Consider the following 14,439-nt stretch of genomic DNA (forward strand, 5'->3'; position numbering starts at 1 on the left):
AGGGCGGGACTACGTCGCGCGGCATCGCTGCGTCCGAGGCAGGAAAGGACGGCAGATTGTCTACTGCCGTGATTTCAGGTTTCCTGTTTTCTTGCGCAGGGCGTCCAGCAGCGAATCGACATTGCCGCCACCCTGTTGAATCACGGCGGTGAATTCCTCGCGCTGGGTAAGGCTCATGCTCACCCCTTCGACCCGGACATCGATGATTTTCGCATCGTTGCCTTCACCGCGGACCTGCCAGTCGACCCGGATAGGCGTGCCACCGTCCGCGGGCCTTATTTCACTCATGACAATAGAATCGCCTTCGTTGCCCTGGGTCGTAACGCGCTTGATGTCGAACGTCTGTCCGGAATATTCCGCGAACCGCGCGGCATATGTCGCCACGATAAGGTCTTCGAACAGCGCGTTGTATTCCTCCACCAGTGCGGGCTTCATGCTCCGGACATAACGGCCCAAAACGAATCGTCCGATCCTCCTGACGTCGAACCCATCGCGCAGCAGGGCGCGGAATCGCTCTTCGCGCTCCGCTTCCGAAATTTCCTTTACCGTCAGCGTCTGTATCGCCCTGTCACCCAATTGCTTGACGAAGGCGCCTGCACCGCTGTCCGGCGCCGCGGAAGCGGCCTGAAACGACAGGACGCAATACACCAGCGCGGAACAAACGAATAATGTACGGGTAAGTCTGGTCATCGATTATTTGACGAGTTCTGCACGCGGTCCAAGCAATTGTTCATCTTCATCCAGCGAAATGCTTGGCGTTGGAATCGGATCGTCCGAACCGCCATTTCGGATGCCGTCATTACGAAGCTGCCGATACAGGCTGCGAACGGTTACATAAAAATCCAGCGATGATTTTTCGAGATCGTCCAGCGTTTTCAGATAACGGGAGCGCTCGTCGAGCCCGCGCACCACAGTCCGGGCCAGCGGGATTTCATCGCGATCGGTATTCGCAGCCCATATATTAATCGGGTCGATCAGGGTATCGACAACCAGCCCGACAGCATCGCGCGGATTGGAGGGGCCAAGGACCGGCAGCATGAGATAGGGCCCTTCACCGGCGCCCCAGACGGCAAGTGTCTGGCCAAAATCCTCGTCGCGGAACTTCGCCCCAAGGTCTCCGGCGGGGTCCCCGAATCCGGCGAATCCGATAATCGTATTGGTCGTAAATCGGGACACCGTCACCTTTGCCGCATCCACGTCACCCTGCAGCAGGTTGTTCGCCAGAATGACCGGCGTCCTGAGATTGTTCAGGAAATTACGAATCCCGTCACGCATCGTCTGCGGCAGGGCATCGCGATACAAGGTGGCTGCCGGCTTGAACAGGACGGCGTCCAACCCCCTGTTCAGCGAAAAAATGGCCCTGTTGAAGGGTTCGATGGGGTCGTTAGCCTCGTAATAGGCTTCCTGTCCGGCCTTGTCCGTCGGAACACCGGCACAACCGCCCAGCAGCATCAGGCTGGTGCACGCCACGAGAACGCCGTTTCTTGCATTCTGGAAAATCTTGTAACGATTGGAGTTCACGCCACAGCCTCAGACTTGTTCCCGGCAGGCACAACGCAACCCGTCATGCCCGTTCCATGCTTCTAGTCAACAAGCTCCGCGACGGCAATTGCCGTCGCGGATATTTATAAGTCTTTATAAATATTACCTTTTTTCGATTTCTCCGACAACCTTGCCCAGGCAATGCACAGTGCTGACAGTCACCTGAATGACGTAACACAAGTCAAGCAATATGGCCATATGGCTTCCCGCGGGACAGTGTGCATGATCACATCACTGTTGCAAATATATCTCTCACTTGAAAGCGCGACTTACATTTTCCTTGCGATACATAACGATATGTTTATATATGTATTGGTGCAAGATACTCAAACAGACCGACGGTCGGCAGATGGACGCGCTATTGCAGGGAATGAGGGCGGTTGCGGAGCCGACGCGGTTGCGGGTTCTGGCGCTGTGCGCGCATGCGGAATTGACGGTGACCGAATTGACGCAGATTCTGGGGCAAAGTCAGCCGAGGGTTTCCAGGCATCTGAAGCTCCTGGTCGACGCTGGATTGCTGGACAGGTTCCGGGAAGGAACCTGGGCCTTTTATCGCCTGGCCGAACAAAGCATTTGTGCGGCGCTGGGCCGGCAGATTGTGGATCTTATCCCGCAGGATGACCACGTTCTGGCACTTGATCTCGAACGGCTCAATGCGATCAAGCAGAACCGCGCCGAACAGGCCGCCGCCTATTTCCGGATGAGCGCACCGAAGTGGGACGAGATCCGCAAATTCCATATTGGTGATTCGGAAATCGAACAGGCCATCCAGAAGCTGATGCCGCCCGCCGAAATCGGCGAGTTGCTCGATATCGGCACGGGCACCGGCCGCATGCTGGAGTTGTATGGTAAATCGGCTAAACGGGCGGTCGGAATAGACATGTCCCGGGAAATGCTGGCCGTGGCGCGCGCCAACCTGGAGCGGGCGGGACTGCGAAACTGTCAGGTCAGGCTTGGCGACATGTATCAGCTGCCCGTACCCAGCGGGTCATTCGATTCGGTCATGATCCATCAGGTGCTGCACTATGCCGACGCACCAGGCGACGCCATTCTGGAGGCGGCCCGGGTGCTTCGGCCGGGCGGGCGGTTGATCGTCATCGATTTTGCGCCGCATCGCGAGGAGTCGCTGCGGGTGGACCACGCGCACCGGCGGCTCGGGTTTACGGATACGGAGATTGCCAACTGGCTGAAACGGGCGGGGCTGGTCGCTGCTGCGCCGACACGTTTACATGGCGATCCGTTAACAATATGCCTGTGGTGCGCAAGGCGTCCTGCCGTGAAAACGGCACCGGCGCATTGGCGCAGCGATGCCGACGAACGGCTTTCGCCAGACAACAAGAACAGAAGCAGACCGCAAAGAGAGGTGTCGTGAGCAACATTCCATCCGTGAGTTTCGAATTTTTCCCGCCGCATAACGATGACGGCGAGAAGCGGCTATGGGACGTTACGGCGCGGCTGGAGCCACTTGCCCCCGCGTTCGTGTCCGTCACCTATGGCGCGGGAGGATCGACGCGGGTTCGAACGGACCGGGTCGTTCGAAGGATCCAGTCGGAGACGGGTATCGATGTCGCGGCGCATCTCACCTGCGTCGGCGCCAGCAAGGCGGACATCGATGAAATCGCCACCGGCTGGTGGGAGGCCGGAATTAGAAAGATCGTGGCGCTGCGCGGCGACATGCCGCCCGGCGCCGGCGCCTACAACCCCCATCCGGAAGGTTACCGGAACGCCGAAGACCTGGTCGGCGGCCTGAAACGCATCGCGGATTTCGAAATTTCCGTTGCGGCCTATCCGGAATCGCATCCGGACTCGCTTTCGCCGGAAGCCGACATCGACAATCTCAAGCGCAAGATCGACGCCGGGGCGACCCGGGCCATTACCCAGTATTTCTTCGACACGGACCTGTTTCTGCGGTTCCGGGACCGTGCCGTTGCGGCGGGGATCACGGTCCCCGTTACGCCGGGTATTTTGCCGGTGACAAATTTTGCCAAGGTCGTCGAATTCAGCGCCCGATGCGGCGCGACGGTCCCTGGATGGATGGCGGATCTGTTCGAAGGTCTGGACGACGATCCGGAAACCCGGAAGTTCGTCGCTGTATCTGTCGCCGACGACCAGTGCCAGCGTCTGCAATCCGAGGGAATCGATAACTTTCACTTCTACACACTGAACCGGGCGGATCTGAGCTACGCCATCTGCTGGCGTCTTGGGCTACGCCCCGGCAAAATAAAGGCCTGAATATTGACTGACTTACTGACGGCGTTACGCGAACGGGTCCTGCTCTGCGACGGCGGCATGGGAAGCCATGCCCAGGCGGCGGATCTTGATACCGACCGGGACTATCGCGGCGCGGAAAACTGCACGGAAATTCTGAATCTCTCAAGACCGGATTTCGTCATCGGCGTCCACCAGACATATCTCACGGCCGGTTCCGATATCATCCAGACCAACAGTTTCGGCGGTTCCCCGATCACCCTCTCGGAATTCGACTTGGCCGACAAGGCGCCGGAAATAAACCGCATCACCGGCGAACTGGCGCGGGAGGCCATCGCCGCCATGCCCGACGACGGAAGGCAGCGGTTTGTGCTCGGTTCGATCGGCCCGGGAACCCGGCTGCCCAGCCTGGGGCATATCGATTACGACAGCCTCGAAGCCGCTATATACATACAGGCGGGGGGGCTGATCGAGGGCAGGGTCGACGGGTTCCTGATCGAGACCTGTCAGGATCCGCTGCAGATAAAGGCGGCGGTGAATGGTGTCCGGCGCGCAAAACGCGACGCCGGCGCAACCATACCGGTTTTCGTCCAGGTGACGGTCGAAACCACCGGCACGCTGCTGGTCGGCACGGATATCGCCGCCGCCGCCACGATAATTCATTCGCTCGACGTCGATCTGCTCGGTCTGAACTGCGCGACCGGGCCGCAGGAAATGTCGGAACATGTCAAATGGCTCGGTGAGAACTGGCCCAAGCTGATTTCCGTGCAGCCCAATGCGGGACTGCCGGAACTTCTGGACGGCGCGCCGCATTATCCGCTCGGCGCGACCGAAATGGCCGACTGGCTGACGCGTTTCGTCGGCGAGGATGGCGTCAACCTGATCGGCGGCTGCTGCGGCACCGACGCCTCGCATATCGCCGCGCTTGATGCGATGCTGCGCGGGATCGCGGAGGATGGATACAGGCCCCGCCCCGTCGACCGTTCGCCGGTCTGGGTTCCCTCGGTTGCGTCGCTGTACGGCGCAATGGCCTACCGGCAGGAAAACGCCGTTTTTTCCATCGGCGAACGCTGCAATGCCAATGGCAGCCGGAAATTCCGCGAGCTCCAGGAAGCGCAGAACTGGGATGCCTGTGTCGAAATGGGACGCGATCAGGTACGCGAGGGCAGCCACGCCATCGATGTCTGCACGGCGTTTGTCGGCCGGGACGAAGTCCGGGAAATGAACGCGGTCGTCACCAGCATGCGCGGCTCGATCGATGCGCCGCTGGTGATCGATTCGACGGAACTGCCGGTCCTGGAATCCGCGTTGCGGCTGTATGGCGGCAAGCCGATCATCAATTCCATCAACTTCGAGGATGGCGAGGAACCGGCGGCAAAACGGCTGGAACTGGCGCGGCAGTTCGGCGCCGGCATCATCGCCCTGACCATCGATGAAGACGGCATGGCGAAAACGGCAGACGAAAAACTGCGCATCGCGAAGCGCCTGTATGACTTTGCCGTCAACAAACACGGGTTGCCGCCATCGGACCTGCTGTTCGACCCGCTGACCTTTACCATCTGTACGGGCAACGAGGACGACCGCCTGCTGGGCGTGAACACCCTGGACGCGATCGAGATGATCGCCCGGGAGATGCCGGAATGCCAGATTATTCTGGGGCTTTCCAATATCTCCTTCGGCATCAATGCAGCCGCGCGGCACGTCCTGAATTCGGTGTTCCTCGACCATGCGGTCAAGCGCGGCATGACCGGCGCGATCCTGCATGTGAGCAAGATCATGCCGCTGCATGCCATTCCCGAACGGGAGGCCGCGGTTGCCGAGGACCTGATCTTCGATCGGCGGCGCGAGGGCTACGATCCGCTCGGCGAATTCCTCGGCCTGTTCGAGGGCAGGACAGCGGCGGAAGTCGTGAAAAAATCGCGCCCCGAGAAAGTCGAGGAGCGCCTGACGCTTCGGATTGTCGATGGCGACCGGCAGGGCCTGGAAGCGGACCTCGAGGAAGCGATGACGACACATGAACCGCTGCATATCGTAAACACCTTCCTGCTGGACGGCATGAAGACGGTCGGCGAACTGTTCGGCGCGGGCAAGATGCAGCTGCCGTTCGTCCTGAAATCGGCGGAAACAATGAAGGCGGCGGTTGCCTGCCTGGAACCGCATATGGAGCGGGTGGAAGGCCAGAAGAAGGGCACGATCGTCCTGGCGACGGTTAAGGGCGATGTGCACGATATCGGCAAGAATCTGGTCGACATCATCCTCACCAATAATGGCTATGAAGTCGTGAATCTGGGCATCAAGCAGCCGATAGCGAACATCATGACGGCCGTTGAGGAACACCATGCCAATGCGGTCGGCCTGTCGGGGCTGCTGGTCAAATCCACTGTTGTCATGCGCGAGAATCTGGAGGAGATGAGCCGTGCCGGAATCGGAGTTCCCGTCATCCTGGGCGGAGCGGCCCTGACGCGCGCCTATGTCGAGGAGGATTGTGTCCGGGCTTACGAATGCGGCCAGGTCGCCTATGCGCGCGACGCCTTCGACGGCCTGCACCTGATGGACAAGGTCGTGAACGGCGCGTTCAGCAGTCATATTTCGTCGGTGGCGGAGAAACGCGCGACCCGTCCCACCAACACAAAGAAGGCGCTAGGCGGGGTGAAACGGCAAGCGGCGCCGGTAACGGATGAACAGATCCGTTTGCGGCGCGACATGGTGCCGGATTCGGAAATACCGGAGCCGCCGTTCTGGGGCCCGCGCATCCTTGCGCGCGTTCCTGTGCCGACGCTTATGCCGTTTCTGAACGAACGCATGCTGTACCAGTTCCAGTGGGGCTACCGGAAGGACGGACGCAGCCTCAGCGAATATATGGCCTGGGCGAAAAAGGAATTGCGCCCCATTCTCAAACGCATGGTCGATGTGGCGATTCAGCAGGACATTCTGGTGCCGCAGGCCGCCTATGGTTACTGGAAAGCCGCCGGTGACCTGAATGATCTCGTCCTGTTCGACACCGACGGCGAGACCGAGGTCGCCCGCTTTACCCTGCCCCGGCAACCGGACGGCGACAATAAGTGCATCGCGGATTATGTACGCGATATTGCGCAGGGGCCGGAAAACCGGGATGTAGTCGGCCTCCAGGTTGTCACCATGGGGCAGCACGCCTCGGAAGTGGCGCGGGACTGGTTCGGCGAAGACCGATACCAGGATTACCTGTATCTGCACGGGATCGGCGTGGAAATGGCCGAAGCGATGGCGGAATACACCCATAAGCGCATCCGCGCCGAACTGGGTTATTCCGGCGAGGAAGCCCGCGAAATCGAACGGATGCTGCAACAGGAATATCGCGGCAGCCGGTATTCCTTCGGGTATCCGGCCTGTCCGAATGTGGAGGACCAGAGCATGATCCTGTCGTTGCTCGGCGCGGAGCGAATCGGTATAGAACTGTCGGACGAATATCAGCTTCATCCCGAACAATCGACCAGCGCGATTGTCATTCTGCATCCGGACGCGAAATATTTTTCCGTGTAACCCAGTGAAGATGCTCTGTTTTTTGTAGATCGGTGAATCCTGAACGGGACCGGCGACATGGACAACGAAGAAGCGCTGTTGCATCTGTATACCGATGTCGTCCGTCCCGAATGGATCGACTATAACGGGCATATGAATGTGGCGTATTACGTGCTCGCCTTCGACCATGCGACTGACGCGTTTTTCGACCATATCGGTCTCGACCATGCTTATAAAGCGGCGAACAACAGCACGACATTCATCGTCGACATGAATGTTTCCTACCTCTGCGAGGTGCTGGAAGGCGACCCGTTGCGCTTTGTCACGCGCATTCTCGATTATGACGAAAAGCGGCTGCATTTCTTTCACGAAATGTTTCATGCCGAAAAGGGGTATCTCGCAGCGACCAATGAAATAATGGCTGTCCATATCAGCCTCGGGAACCGCCGCATGGCCCCCATGGGGGTCGGTCTGCAGCATCGGATCGCCGAAATAGGGAATCGGCACCGCCAACTCGAATTACCCGAAAAAGCCGGCAGAAAGATCGGAATTCGGCGAAAGAAGCTGATTTAAGGTCGCGTCGGCTTAAGAAAAGCGATAATCACACAATATCCGTAACGTCTTGGTTACTTTTATTACCGCATAATTGCGGCGGCTGATTTTCAGGTTGTGGCGGTTTAGCATGAAAAATGACGATGGTCTGGACCAGGCGGCTGAATATGCGGAATCCGCGATGCGGCTTATGTCCGAGCACAAGGTCGCAAAAACGCCGGAAAATTTCGAGATCTGGTATACGCATGCCAGCGGCCGGAACGACAGGCTCAGCAAGACCCTGGATATCCTTGTTTCGAACAACCAGCCCTTCACGCCGGAACAGAACCAGTCCCTGTACGATGAGTACCTGACGGAAAACAGCGCGGCGTCGGCCGTCGCAACTGCGGGAGAGGCCATTAAAAAATCGATAGGAACGGTTCTCGGTTTCCTGAAGGAAGCGAGTAGCGGCGCCGATACCTACAGCGAATCCCTGGAAAACAACCTGGGCAACATGGCGCGCGCCGATGATCTGGACGCCCTGCGTCGGGCCGTCGAATCGCTGGTTTCCGATACCAAGGATATGCAGGCGCAGAATGCATTGCTGAAAAGCCGTCTGGAAAAATCGTCAGGCGAAATTCGGACACTTCGCCAGAATCTCGAAAATTCGCAGAAGGATGCGATGACCGATGCCCTGACCGGCATTGCGAACCGCAAGTATTTCGACACTTGCCTGCGCCAGGAAGCCGCCGACGTGATGGAGTCCGGCGACAGCCTCTGCCTGATGCTGGGCGACATCGATCATTTCAAGAAATTCAACGACAATTACGGGCACCAGGTTGGGGACCAGGTCCTGAAGCTTGTCGGCATGATCCTGCGGCAGGCAACCGAGGATACCGACAATATCACGCCGGCGCGCTATGGCGGCGAGGAATTCGCCATCGTCATGCCGAGGGTCGACATTGACTGGGCGCAGAGCTTCGCCGAAAAAATCCGGACCACTGTTGCATCCAAACGGATACGGAAGAAAGCGACCGGCGAGGATTTCGGCAATATCACCATGTCGATGGGCGTGGCGGTCTTCAAGCCGGGCGAACCGCTGCCCGACCTGATCCAGCGCGCCGACCAGGGCCTGTATCACGCGAAGGCCACCGGCCGGAACCGCGTGGTCACCGAGCAGGAGCTGGAGCGCGCCGAGCTCGAGGGATAGCGGTTGCCTCAACCGGCACGCACGTTGCCGCCAGACCGAATCTTTGTATTAATGCACAAGCGATAGCGGCAAGCGCTATGTTCATGGCAAGATTTTGCATTTTCGACCCTTAGAAAAGCCCCTGCAGCGCCTTGGCCGGATGGTCAAGAACGAGCAGATCATTCTGACGATCCTGGCGGCCGTTGTGGGCCTCCTCGGCGGCGGGGCGGCTATTGTCTTCCGCGAAGCCATATCCCTGGTCCAGGAAATCGCGCTCGGTTTCGATTCCGATTCCGTTTTCACCCTGGCCGGCGAACTGCCCTTCTGGCGGATCCTGCTGGCGACCACCGGCGGCGGGCTGGTCGTCGGGCTGCTGCTCCGGTATGCGATGCCGGGCCAGCGCGTGCACGCGGTTGCCGACGTCATCGAGGCCGCGACCCTGCGCAATGCGGAAATGAACCTGCGCGACGGTATCGTATCCGCCGTCATCAGCGCAATATCGCTTGGCGCCGGCGCCTCGGCAGGCCGCGAGGGGCCGGTGGTCCATCTGGGCGCGACCCTCAGCGCCTTTGTCGCCGACAGGCTGCATCTCGGCCGGGCGCTGGCGCGGACCCTGCTGGGCTGCGGCGTCGCAGCGGCCGTGGCGGCATCGTTCAACGCGCCGATCGCCGGCGTCTTCTTCGCGCTGGAGGTGGTCATCGGCCATTACGCGCTGAAAGCATTCGCGCCCATCGTTATCGCGTCGGTGACCGGCACGATTGTCAGCCGCATCTATTTCGGCGATTTCCCGGCCTTTCTCATCCGGGAATATCAGGTCGTCTCGTTTCTTGAATTCCCGGCCTTTGCGTTGCTGGGCGTGATCAGCGCGATCATGGCGATCATCTTCATGCATTCCGTCGCCTTCTCCCAGAATGTCGTGAAAAAGGCCAATATCCCGATCTGGCTGCGTCCGGCCTGCGGCGGGCTGCTGGTCGGGATCATCGCCCTGGCCTTCCCGCATGTCCTGGGCGTCGGCTATGAAGCGACCGACGCCGCGATACAGGAGCGCATGGGGCTGTGGCTGCTGATCGGCCTGCTGGTCGCCAAGACGGCGGCCACGGCGATTACCCTCGCATTCGGCTTCGGCGGCGGCGTGTTCTCGCCGTCGCTGTATCTGGGCGCGATGCTGGGCGGCGCCTTCGGCGTCATCGCAACGATGATGTTTCCCGAACTGTCATCCGGCAACGGCGCCTATACGATTGTCGGTATGGGCGCTGTCGCCGGCGCCGTGCTGGGGGCGCCCATCTCGACCATCCTGATGATTTTCGAACTGACCAACAACTACGCAATCACCATTGCCGTGATGATCGCCACGGTAACCGCATCGCTGATCACCCGGCACGTCTTCAAGCATTCCTTTTTCAGCTGGCAGCTGGCGCTGCGCGGGCTGGACGTCAAGGGCGGCCGCGAACAGAACCTGCTGCGCTCGATCCGGATCGATACCGTAATGAAAAGTGAATATGAAACGGTCGACCCGACGGCCTCCATGAGCGAGGTCCGCCAATCGCTGCTGGAATCCTATTACGGCGAAATCTTCGTGGTCGACGAAATGGGGATACTGGAGGGCACGATCACGCTGCACGATCTCGGCGATTCTGCCTTCGACATGTCGAATGATTTCCGGCTGACCGCGCATGATGTCGCCCGGCGCCCCCCGCCGACGCTGATCCCCGATGACACGCTGGACCGGGCCATCGCGCTGATGGATTCCGTCCATGAGGAACATATCGCCGTCGTGAACGACCGTTATGTCATGCGGGTCGTCGGCTTCGTCCATCAGCTGGACGTCATGTCCGCTTATAACCGGGCGGTGCTGGAAAGCCGCGCGGAGGAACAGGGCGAGGTATAAGCAAGCCCCGAGCCGGTCAATCTTCGGGCCGCAGCATTTCGAAGACCGTTTGGGTCGCGCTGTAATCCATGTAGCCGTGCCGGGCCAGCGGATGGTAGGCGGCGGTGTTGACCATCCCGTCCTCGATGATCCGGTCGTCGATATGGACGCCGACCACCTCGCCGATGATCATCGTATTGCGCGATACCGGGTTGGAACTCGGCATGCTGATGCGGGTCAGGAACCGGCATTCCAGGCTCGCCGGCGCTTCCTTCACGCGCGGCGCCTTCACATGCACGCAATCGGCGGGCGTCACGCCGGCCAGCGCGAATTCATCCACGCCGGGGTCGACATGCGCCGAGGATTTGTTCATCGCCTCGCGCAGCTCCCAACTGCACAGATTGACGACGAATTCGTTGCTTTCCTCGATATTGTTCAGCGTGTCTTTCGCGCCGCCCCTGGGCCGGGGACCGTTCGGCGCGAAGAACACCATCGGCGGGCTGTCCGCCACCGCGTTGAAATAGCTGAACGGCGCCAGGTTCAGCACGCCATTGCCGTCCATGGTGCTGACCCAGGCGATCGGGCGCGGCGCGACCAGCGCCTTGAACGGGTTGTGCCGCAGGTTATGCTTCTTGGGGTCATCGTAAAACATGGCATGCTCCTGAATACAAAAATACGCGTGCGCAGCATACAGCCCGCCGCGCCGTCAGCCCACTGCCTCGCTGAAGGCGACCAGCGCGTTCAGGGCGCGCGGAAAGCCGGTATAGGGCCCGGTCTGGATGATGGTTTCGATCACCTGCTGTTTCGTGACCCCCGCATTCATGGCTGCCTGGCCGAATTTTGCCACCTGCGGCAGGAAATCGATGGCGGTAAAGGCGGCGACGGCGCAGATTCCGCGCTGCCGGTGGTCGAGGTCCGGCCGCCCCCAGATATCCCCGTAGCCGTAGGCAATCGCCGTCGGATAGAGTTGCGAGGTCACCGGGTGGTCCGGCGCGGCGTAACCCTTCTGCGCCCGGTCGCCATGCAGCTTGTTCATTGTCTCGACGCCAAGGCCCATCAGCGCCTCCGCATCGAGATTCGGCATTTCCGTTTCGGGCACCGTGACGCCGGCGGCCTCGAAGGCTTCCTTCGCCACGATCAGCGCATTCAGCATCGCCGGAAAGCCGTTATACAGCGCGCAATGCACGAAGACCTCCTGGATCGTCCGCGCAGGTACGCCGATGTTCAGCGCCCCGGAAATATAGCGCTTCAACTGCGGCAGCCGCTGCTGCGACATCAGGGCGGCGAGCACCGCCAGCATCCGGTCTTCCAGCGCCAGGTGCGGGCGCGCCCAGACCGACCCGAACACCATTTCCTCGGTCAACTGCTCCAGCCCCGGCGCCAGCGTGCCGATATTGCTGGTACCGACAAATCCCAGTTTCTCGCGGATGGCGGCGCCCTTCTGCCGCAGTTCTTCCCGTGTGGTCATGATTTTTCCCTTCGTTTCATGCGCGGATACGCGTCGGCGGCAATTCTGCACAGCCGCCGCCGCGACAGGCAAGCCGGCTTCGCATCCCGGATGGAATGGCGCATAATCAGCCCAGGTCGCAACAGGGAGGAATCGGCATGGATCTCGGACTCAGGGGCAAAAAGGCGATTGTGACGGGCGGGACGCGGGGTATCGGCCGCGCCATCGCCGAAACACTGGCGGCGGAAGGCTGCGCCGTCGCCACCTGCGCCCGCGACGGCGCGGCGGTGGACAAAATTGTAAAGGCGCTGGCGGCGAAGGGCGTGAAGGCGACGGGCCGCGCCGTCGATGTGACCGACACCGAAGCCACCGCAAAATGGGTCGGGGATGCCGCCGCCGAACTGGGCGGGATCGATATCGTGATCGCCAATGTGAGCGCGCTGGCCGGCGGCGCGGGGGAAGACGCCTGGCGCCGCATGATGGAAGTGGACATGCTGGGCACGGTCCGTGTCGCCGAAGCGGCGCTGCCCTGGCTGGAAAAATCGGACGCGGCTTCGTTCGTATCCATTTCCAGCACCGCGGCGCTGGAATCCTCGCAGGGTATCCGCGCCTACAGCGGCATGAAGGCCGCGATCATCGCCTATATGGCCAATGCCTCGAATGCCTGGGCCGAACTGGGCATCCGCGCCAATACGGTGTCGCCGGGCAATGTCTTTTTCGAGGGCGGCGTCTGGGACATCCGCAGGAAGGAAAGCCCGGAACTGTTCCAGGCCAGCCTGGAACACAACCCGCTGGGCCGCATGGCGACCCCGCAGGAAGTCGCCAACGCGGTCGTCTTTCTGGCCAGCCCGGCGGCCAGCTTCATCACCGGCGTCAACCTCGTGGTCGACGGCGCGATGACCCGGCGCATCCAGTACTGATCCGTGCATGATCGACAAAACGGAACAACGACCCGGCGCGCTTTCCGGCGTCACCGTGCTGGATTTCACCCGCGTCCTTGCCGGCCCCTATTGCACCATGCAACTGGGTGACCTGGGCGCGGAAATCGTCAAGGTCGAGAATCCGAAAGGCGGCGATGACAGCCGCGCCTTCCGGCCGCCGGCCAAGGGCGATGAATCGAGCTATTTCCTGGCCATCAACCGCAACAAGAAAAGCATCGCCCTGAACATGGCTTCGCCGGAAGGCCGGCAGGTGGCGCGGGACCTTGCCGACCGCGCCGATGTGGTGGTGGAGAATTTCAGCGCCGGGATCATGCAGCGCTTCGGGCTGGACTACGACAGCCTGACGCCGACCAACCCCGGCGTGATCTATTGTTCGATTTCCGGTTATGGCCGCGACGGGCCCTTCGCCGCGCGGGCGGGGTACGATCCGGTGATCCAGGCGGAAAGCGGGTTGATGGCGGTCACCGGCGATCCGGCGGGCGAACCGATGCGGATGGGCGTGTCGCTGATCGACATCTTCGCCGGGATGTTTGCATCGCAGGCGATCCTCGGCGCGCTGTACAGCCGCAAGGTTTCGGGCAGGGGCCAGCGCATCGACGTGCCGCTGTTCGATTCCGCCAGCGCGGTAATGATCCCCTACGCCAGCGGCTACCTGACCGCCGGGGTGGACGCCACCCGATTTGGCAATTCCTCGCCGGTGGCGCAGCCGGTCGGCACGTACAGCGCCGCCGACGGCCCCTTCATGCTGACAGTCGCCGGCGATGCCGTCTTCCGAAAGCTCTGCCTGACAGTGCTGAAACGTCCCGACCTGCCGGGCAACCCCGAATTCGCCACCAATGAAGGGCGGGTCAACAACAAGGACCGGCTGAACGAAATACTGAACGGGCTGTTCGCCGGCGATGATCGCGGCAACTGGATCGCCGCCATGCGCGCCGCCGGCGTCCCGGCGGGACCGATCCGCACGATTGCCGAAGCCATGCAATCGGAAGAAATGACGACCAGCGGGCTGATCAGGCAGGCGCCGCATGCGAGCCTCGGCGCCGTGCCGGTCGTGGGATCGCCGATGCGGCTGGGCGGCACGCCGGTCCGCGACCCGGCGGGGGCGCCGGTGCTGGGCCAGCATTCGCGGGAGATATTGCGGGATATGCTGGGCTATGACGACGACCGGGTCGCCGCGCTGGCGGCGGCGGGCACGATCCTTCTATCCACTTAATCT

At 61.0% G+C, this 14,439-nt stretch carries 12 protein-coding genes; 8 read left to right on the forward strand and 4 right to left on the reverse strand.

What is annotated here, in order from left to right:
• Positions 1-60 precede the first annotated feature (60 nt).
• Both WD767_00765 and WD767_00770 read right to left on the reverse strand, forming a co-directional pair.
• Complete coding sequence (locus WD767_00765; protein ID MEX2614602.1) at positions 61-690, reverse strand: ABC transporter substrate-binding protein; 630 nt, start codon at positions 688-690, stop codon at positions 61-63.
• A gap of 3 nt (positions 691-693) precedes the next feature.
• Complete coding sequence (locus WD767_00770; GenBank protein MEX2614603.1) at positions 694-1,521, reverse strand: VacJ family lipoprotein; 828 nt, start codon at positions 1,519-1,521, stop codon at positions 694-696.
• A 370-nt stretch (positions 1,522-1,891) separates the two neighbouring features.
• Here WD767_00770 and WD767_00775 point away from each other — a divergent pair, with 370 nt between their 5' ends.
• The 6 genes from WD767_00775 (at position 1,892) to WD767_00800 (ending at position 10,856) form a co-directional block, all read left to right on the forward strand.
• Positions 1,892-2,914 (forward strand): metalloregulator ArsR/SmtB family transcription factor, encoded by a 1,023-nt coding sequence (locus WD767_00775; GenBank protein MEX2614604.1) that lies wholly within the window; start codon positions 1,892-1,894, stop codon positions 2,912-2,914.
• Positions 2,911-3,774 (forward strand): methylenetetrahydrofolate reductase [NAD(P)H], encoded by an 864-nt coding sequence (gene metF, locus WD767_00780; protein MEX2614605.1) that lies wholly within the window; start codon positions 2,911-2,913, stop codon positions 3,772-3,774. Before WD767_00775 ends, metF begins: the two co-directional genes overlap by 4 nt.
• 3 nt (positions 3,775-3,777) lie before the next feature.
• Positions 3,778-7,269: a methionine synthase gene (metH, locus tag WD767_00785; protein MEX2614606.1), complete on the forward strand. Its 3,492-nt coding sequence runs from the start codon at positions 3,778-3,780 to the stop codon at positions 7,267-7,269.
• A gap of 57 nt (positions 7,270-7,326) precedes the next feature.
• On the forward strand, positions 7,327-7,821 hold the full coding sequence (locus WD767_00790; protein MEX2614607.1) for a thioesterase family protein: 495 nt from the start codon (positions 7,327-7,329) through the stop codon (positions 7,819-7,821).
• A gap of 109 nt (positions 7,822-7,930) precedes the next feature.
• Entirely contained in the window at positions 7,931-8,989 is a 1,059-nt protein-coding gene (locus tag WD767_00795; GenBank protein MEX2614608.1) for a diguanylate cyclase, read from the forward strand.
• Positions 8,990-9,128: 139 nt separating this feature from the next.
• The gene (locus WD767_00800) at positions 9,129-10,856 is read left to right on the forward strand and encodes a chloride channel protein (GenBank protein ID MEX2614609.1); all 1,728 of its coding nucleotides are present in this window, start codon (positions 9,129-9,131) and stop codon (positions 10,854-10,856) included.
• Positions 10,857-10,872: 16 nt separating this feature from the next.
• Here WD767_00800 and WD767_00805 read toward each other — a convergent pair whose 3' ends face one another.
• Positions 10,873-11,487, reverse strand: coding sequence for a flavin reductase family protein (locus WD767_00805; protein ID MEX2614610.1), 615 nt, complete (start codon positions 11,485-11,487; stop codon positions 10,873-10,875).
• 54 nt (positions 11,488-11,541) lie between these two features.
• Positions 11,542-12,303, reverse strand: coding sequence for a carboxymuconolactone decarboxylase family protein (locus WD767_00810; GenBank protein MEX2614611.1), 762 nt, complete (start codon positions 12,301-12,303; stop codon positions 11,542-11,544).
• A gap of 137 nt (positions 12,304-12,440) precedes the next feature.
• On the opposite strand from WD767_00810, the gene WD767_00815 reads away from it, so the two are divergent.
• Together WD767_00815 and WD767_00820 are read left to right on the forward strand one after the other, a co-directional pair.
• The gene (locus WD767_00815) at positions 12,441-13,202 is read left to right on the forward strand and encodes an SDR family oxidoreductase (GenBank protein MEX2614612.1); all 762 of its coding nucleotides are present in this window, start codon (positions 12,441-12,443) and stop codon (positions 13,200-13,202) included.
• A 7-nt stretch (positions 13,203-13,209) separates the two neighbouring features.
• Positions 13,210-14,436, forward strand: a complete 1,227-nt coding sequence (locus WD767_00820; GenBank protein ID MEX2614613.1) for a CoA transferase — start codon at positions 13,210-13,212, stop codon at positions 14,434-14,436.
• Positions 14,437-14,439 lie beyond the last annotated feature (3 nt).

Source organism: Alphaproteobacteria bacterium (assembly GCA_040905865.1).
GTDB lineage: Bacteria > Pseudomonadota > Alphaproteobacteria > UBA8366.

What these genes read in the sequence shown, in the direction of transcription:
- WD767_00775 (MEX2614604.1), top strand. Translation starts at nt 1,892, where the DNA reads ATGGACGCGCTATTGCAGGGAATGAGGGCGGTTGCGGAGCCGACGCGG.
- WD767_00795 (MEX2614608.1), top strand. Translation starts at nt 7,931, where the DNA reads ATGAAAAATGACGATGGTCTGGACCAGGCGGCTGAATATGCGGAATCC.
- WD767_00765 (MEX2614602.1), bottom strand. Translation starts at nt 690, where the DNA reads ATGACCAGACTTACCCGTACATTATTCGTTTGTTCCGCGCTGGTGTAT.
- WD767_00805 (MEX2614610.1), bottom strand. Translation starts at nt 11,487, where the DNA reads ATGTTTTACGATGACCCCAAGAAGCATAACCTGCGGCACAACCCGTTC.
- WD767_00820 (MEX2614613.1), top strand. Translation starts at nt 13,210, where the DNA reads ATGATCGACAAAACGGAACAACGACCCGGCGCGCTTTCCGGCGTCACC.
- WD767_00815 (MEX2614612.1), top strand. Translation starts at nt 12,441, where the DNA reads ATGGATCTCGGACTCAGGGGCAAAAAGGCGATTGTGACGGGCGGGACG.
- WD767_00810 (MEX2614611.1), bottom strand. Translation starts at nt 12,303, where the DNA reads ATGACCACACGGGAAGAACTGCGGCAGAAGGGCGCCGCCATCCGCGAG.
- WD767_00790 (MEX2614607.1), top strand. Translation starts at nt 7,327, where the DNA reads ATGGACAACGAAGAAGCGCTGTTGCATCTGTATACCGATGTCGTCCGT.
- WD767_00800 (MEX2614609.1), top strand. Translation starts at nt 9,129, where the DNA reads ATGGTCAAGAACGAGCAGATCATTCTGACGATCCTGGCGGCCGTTGTG.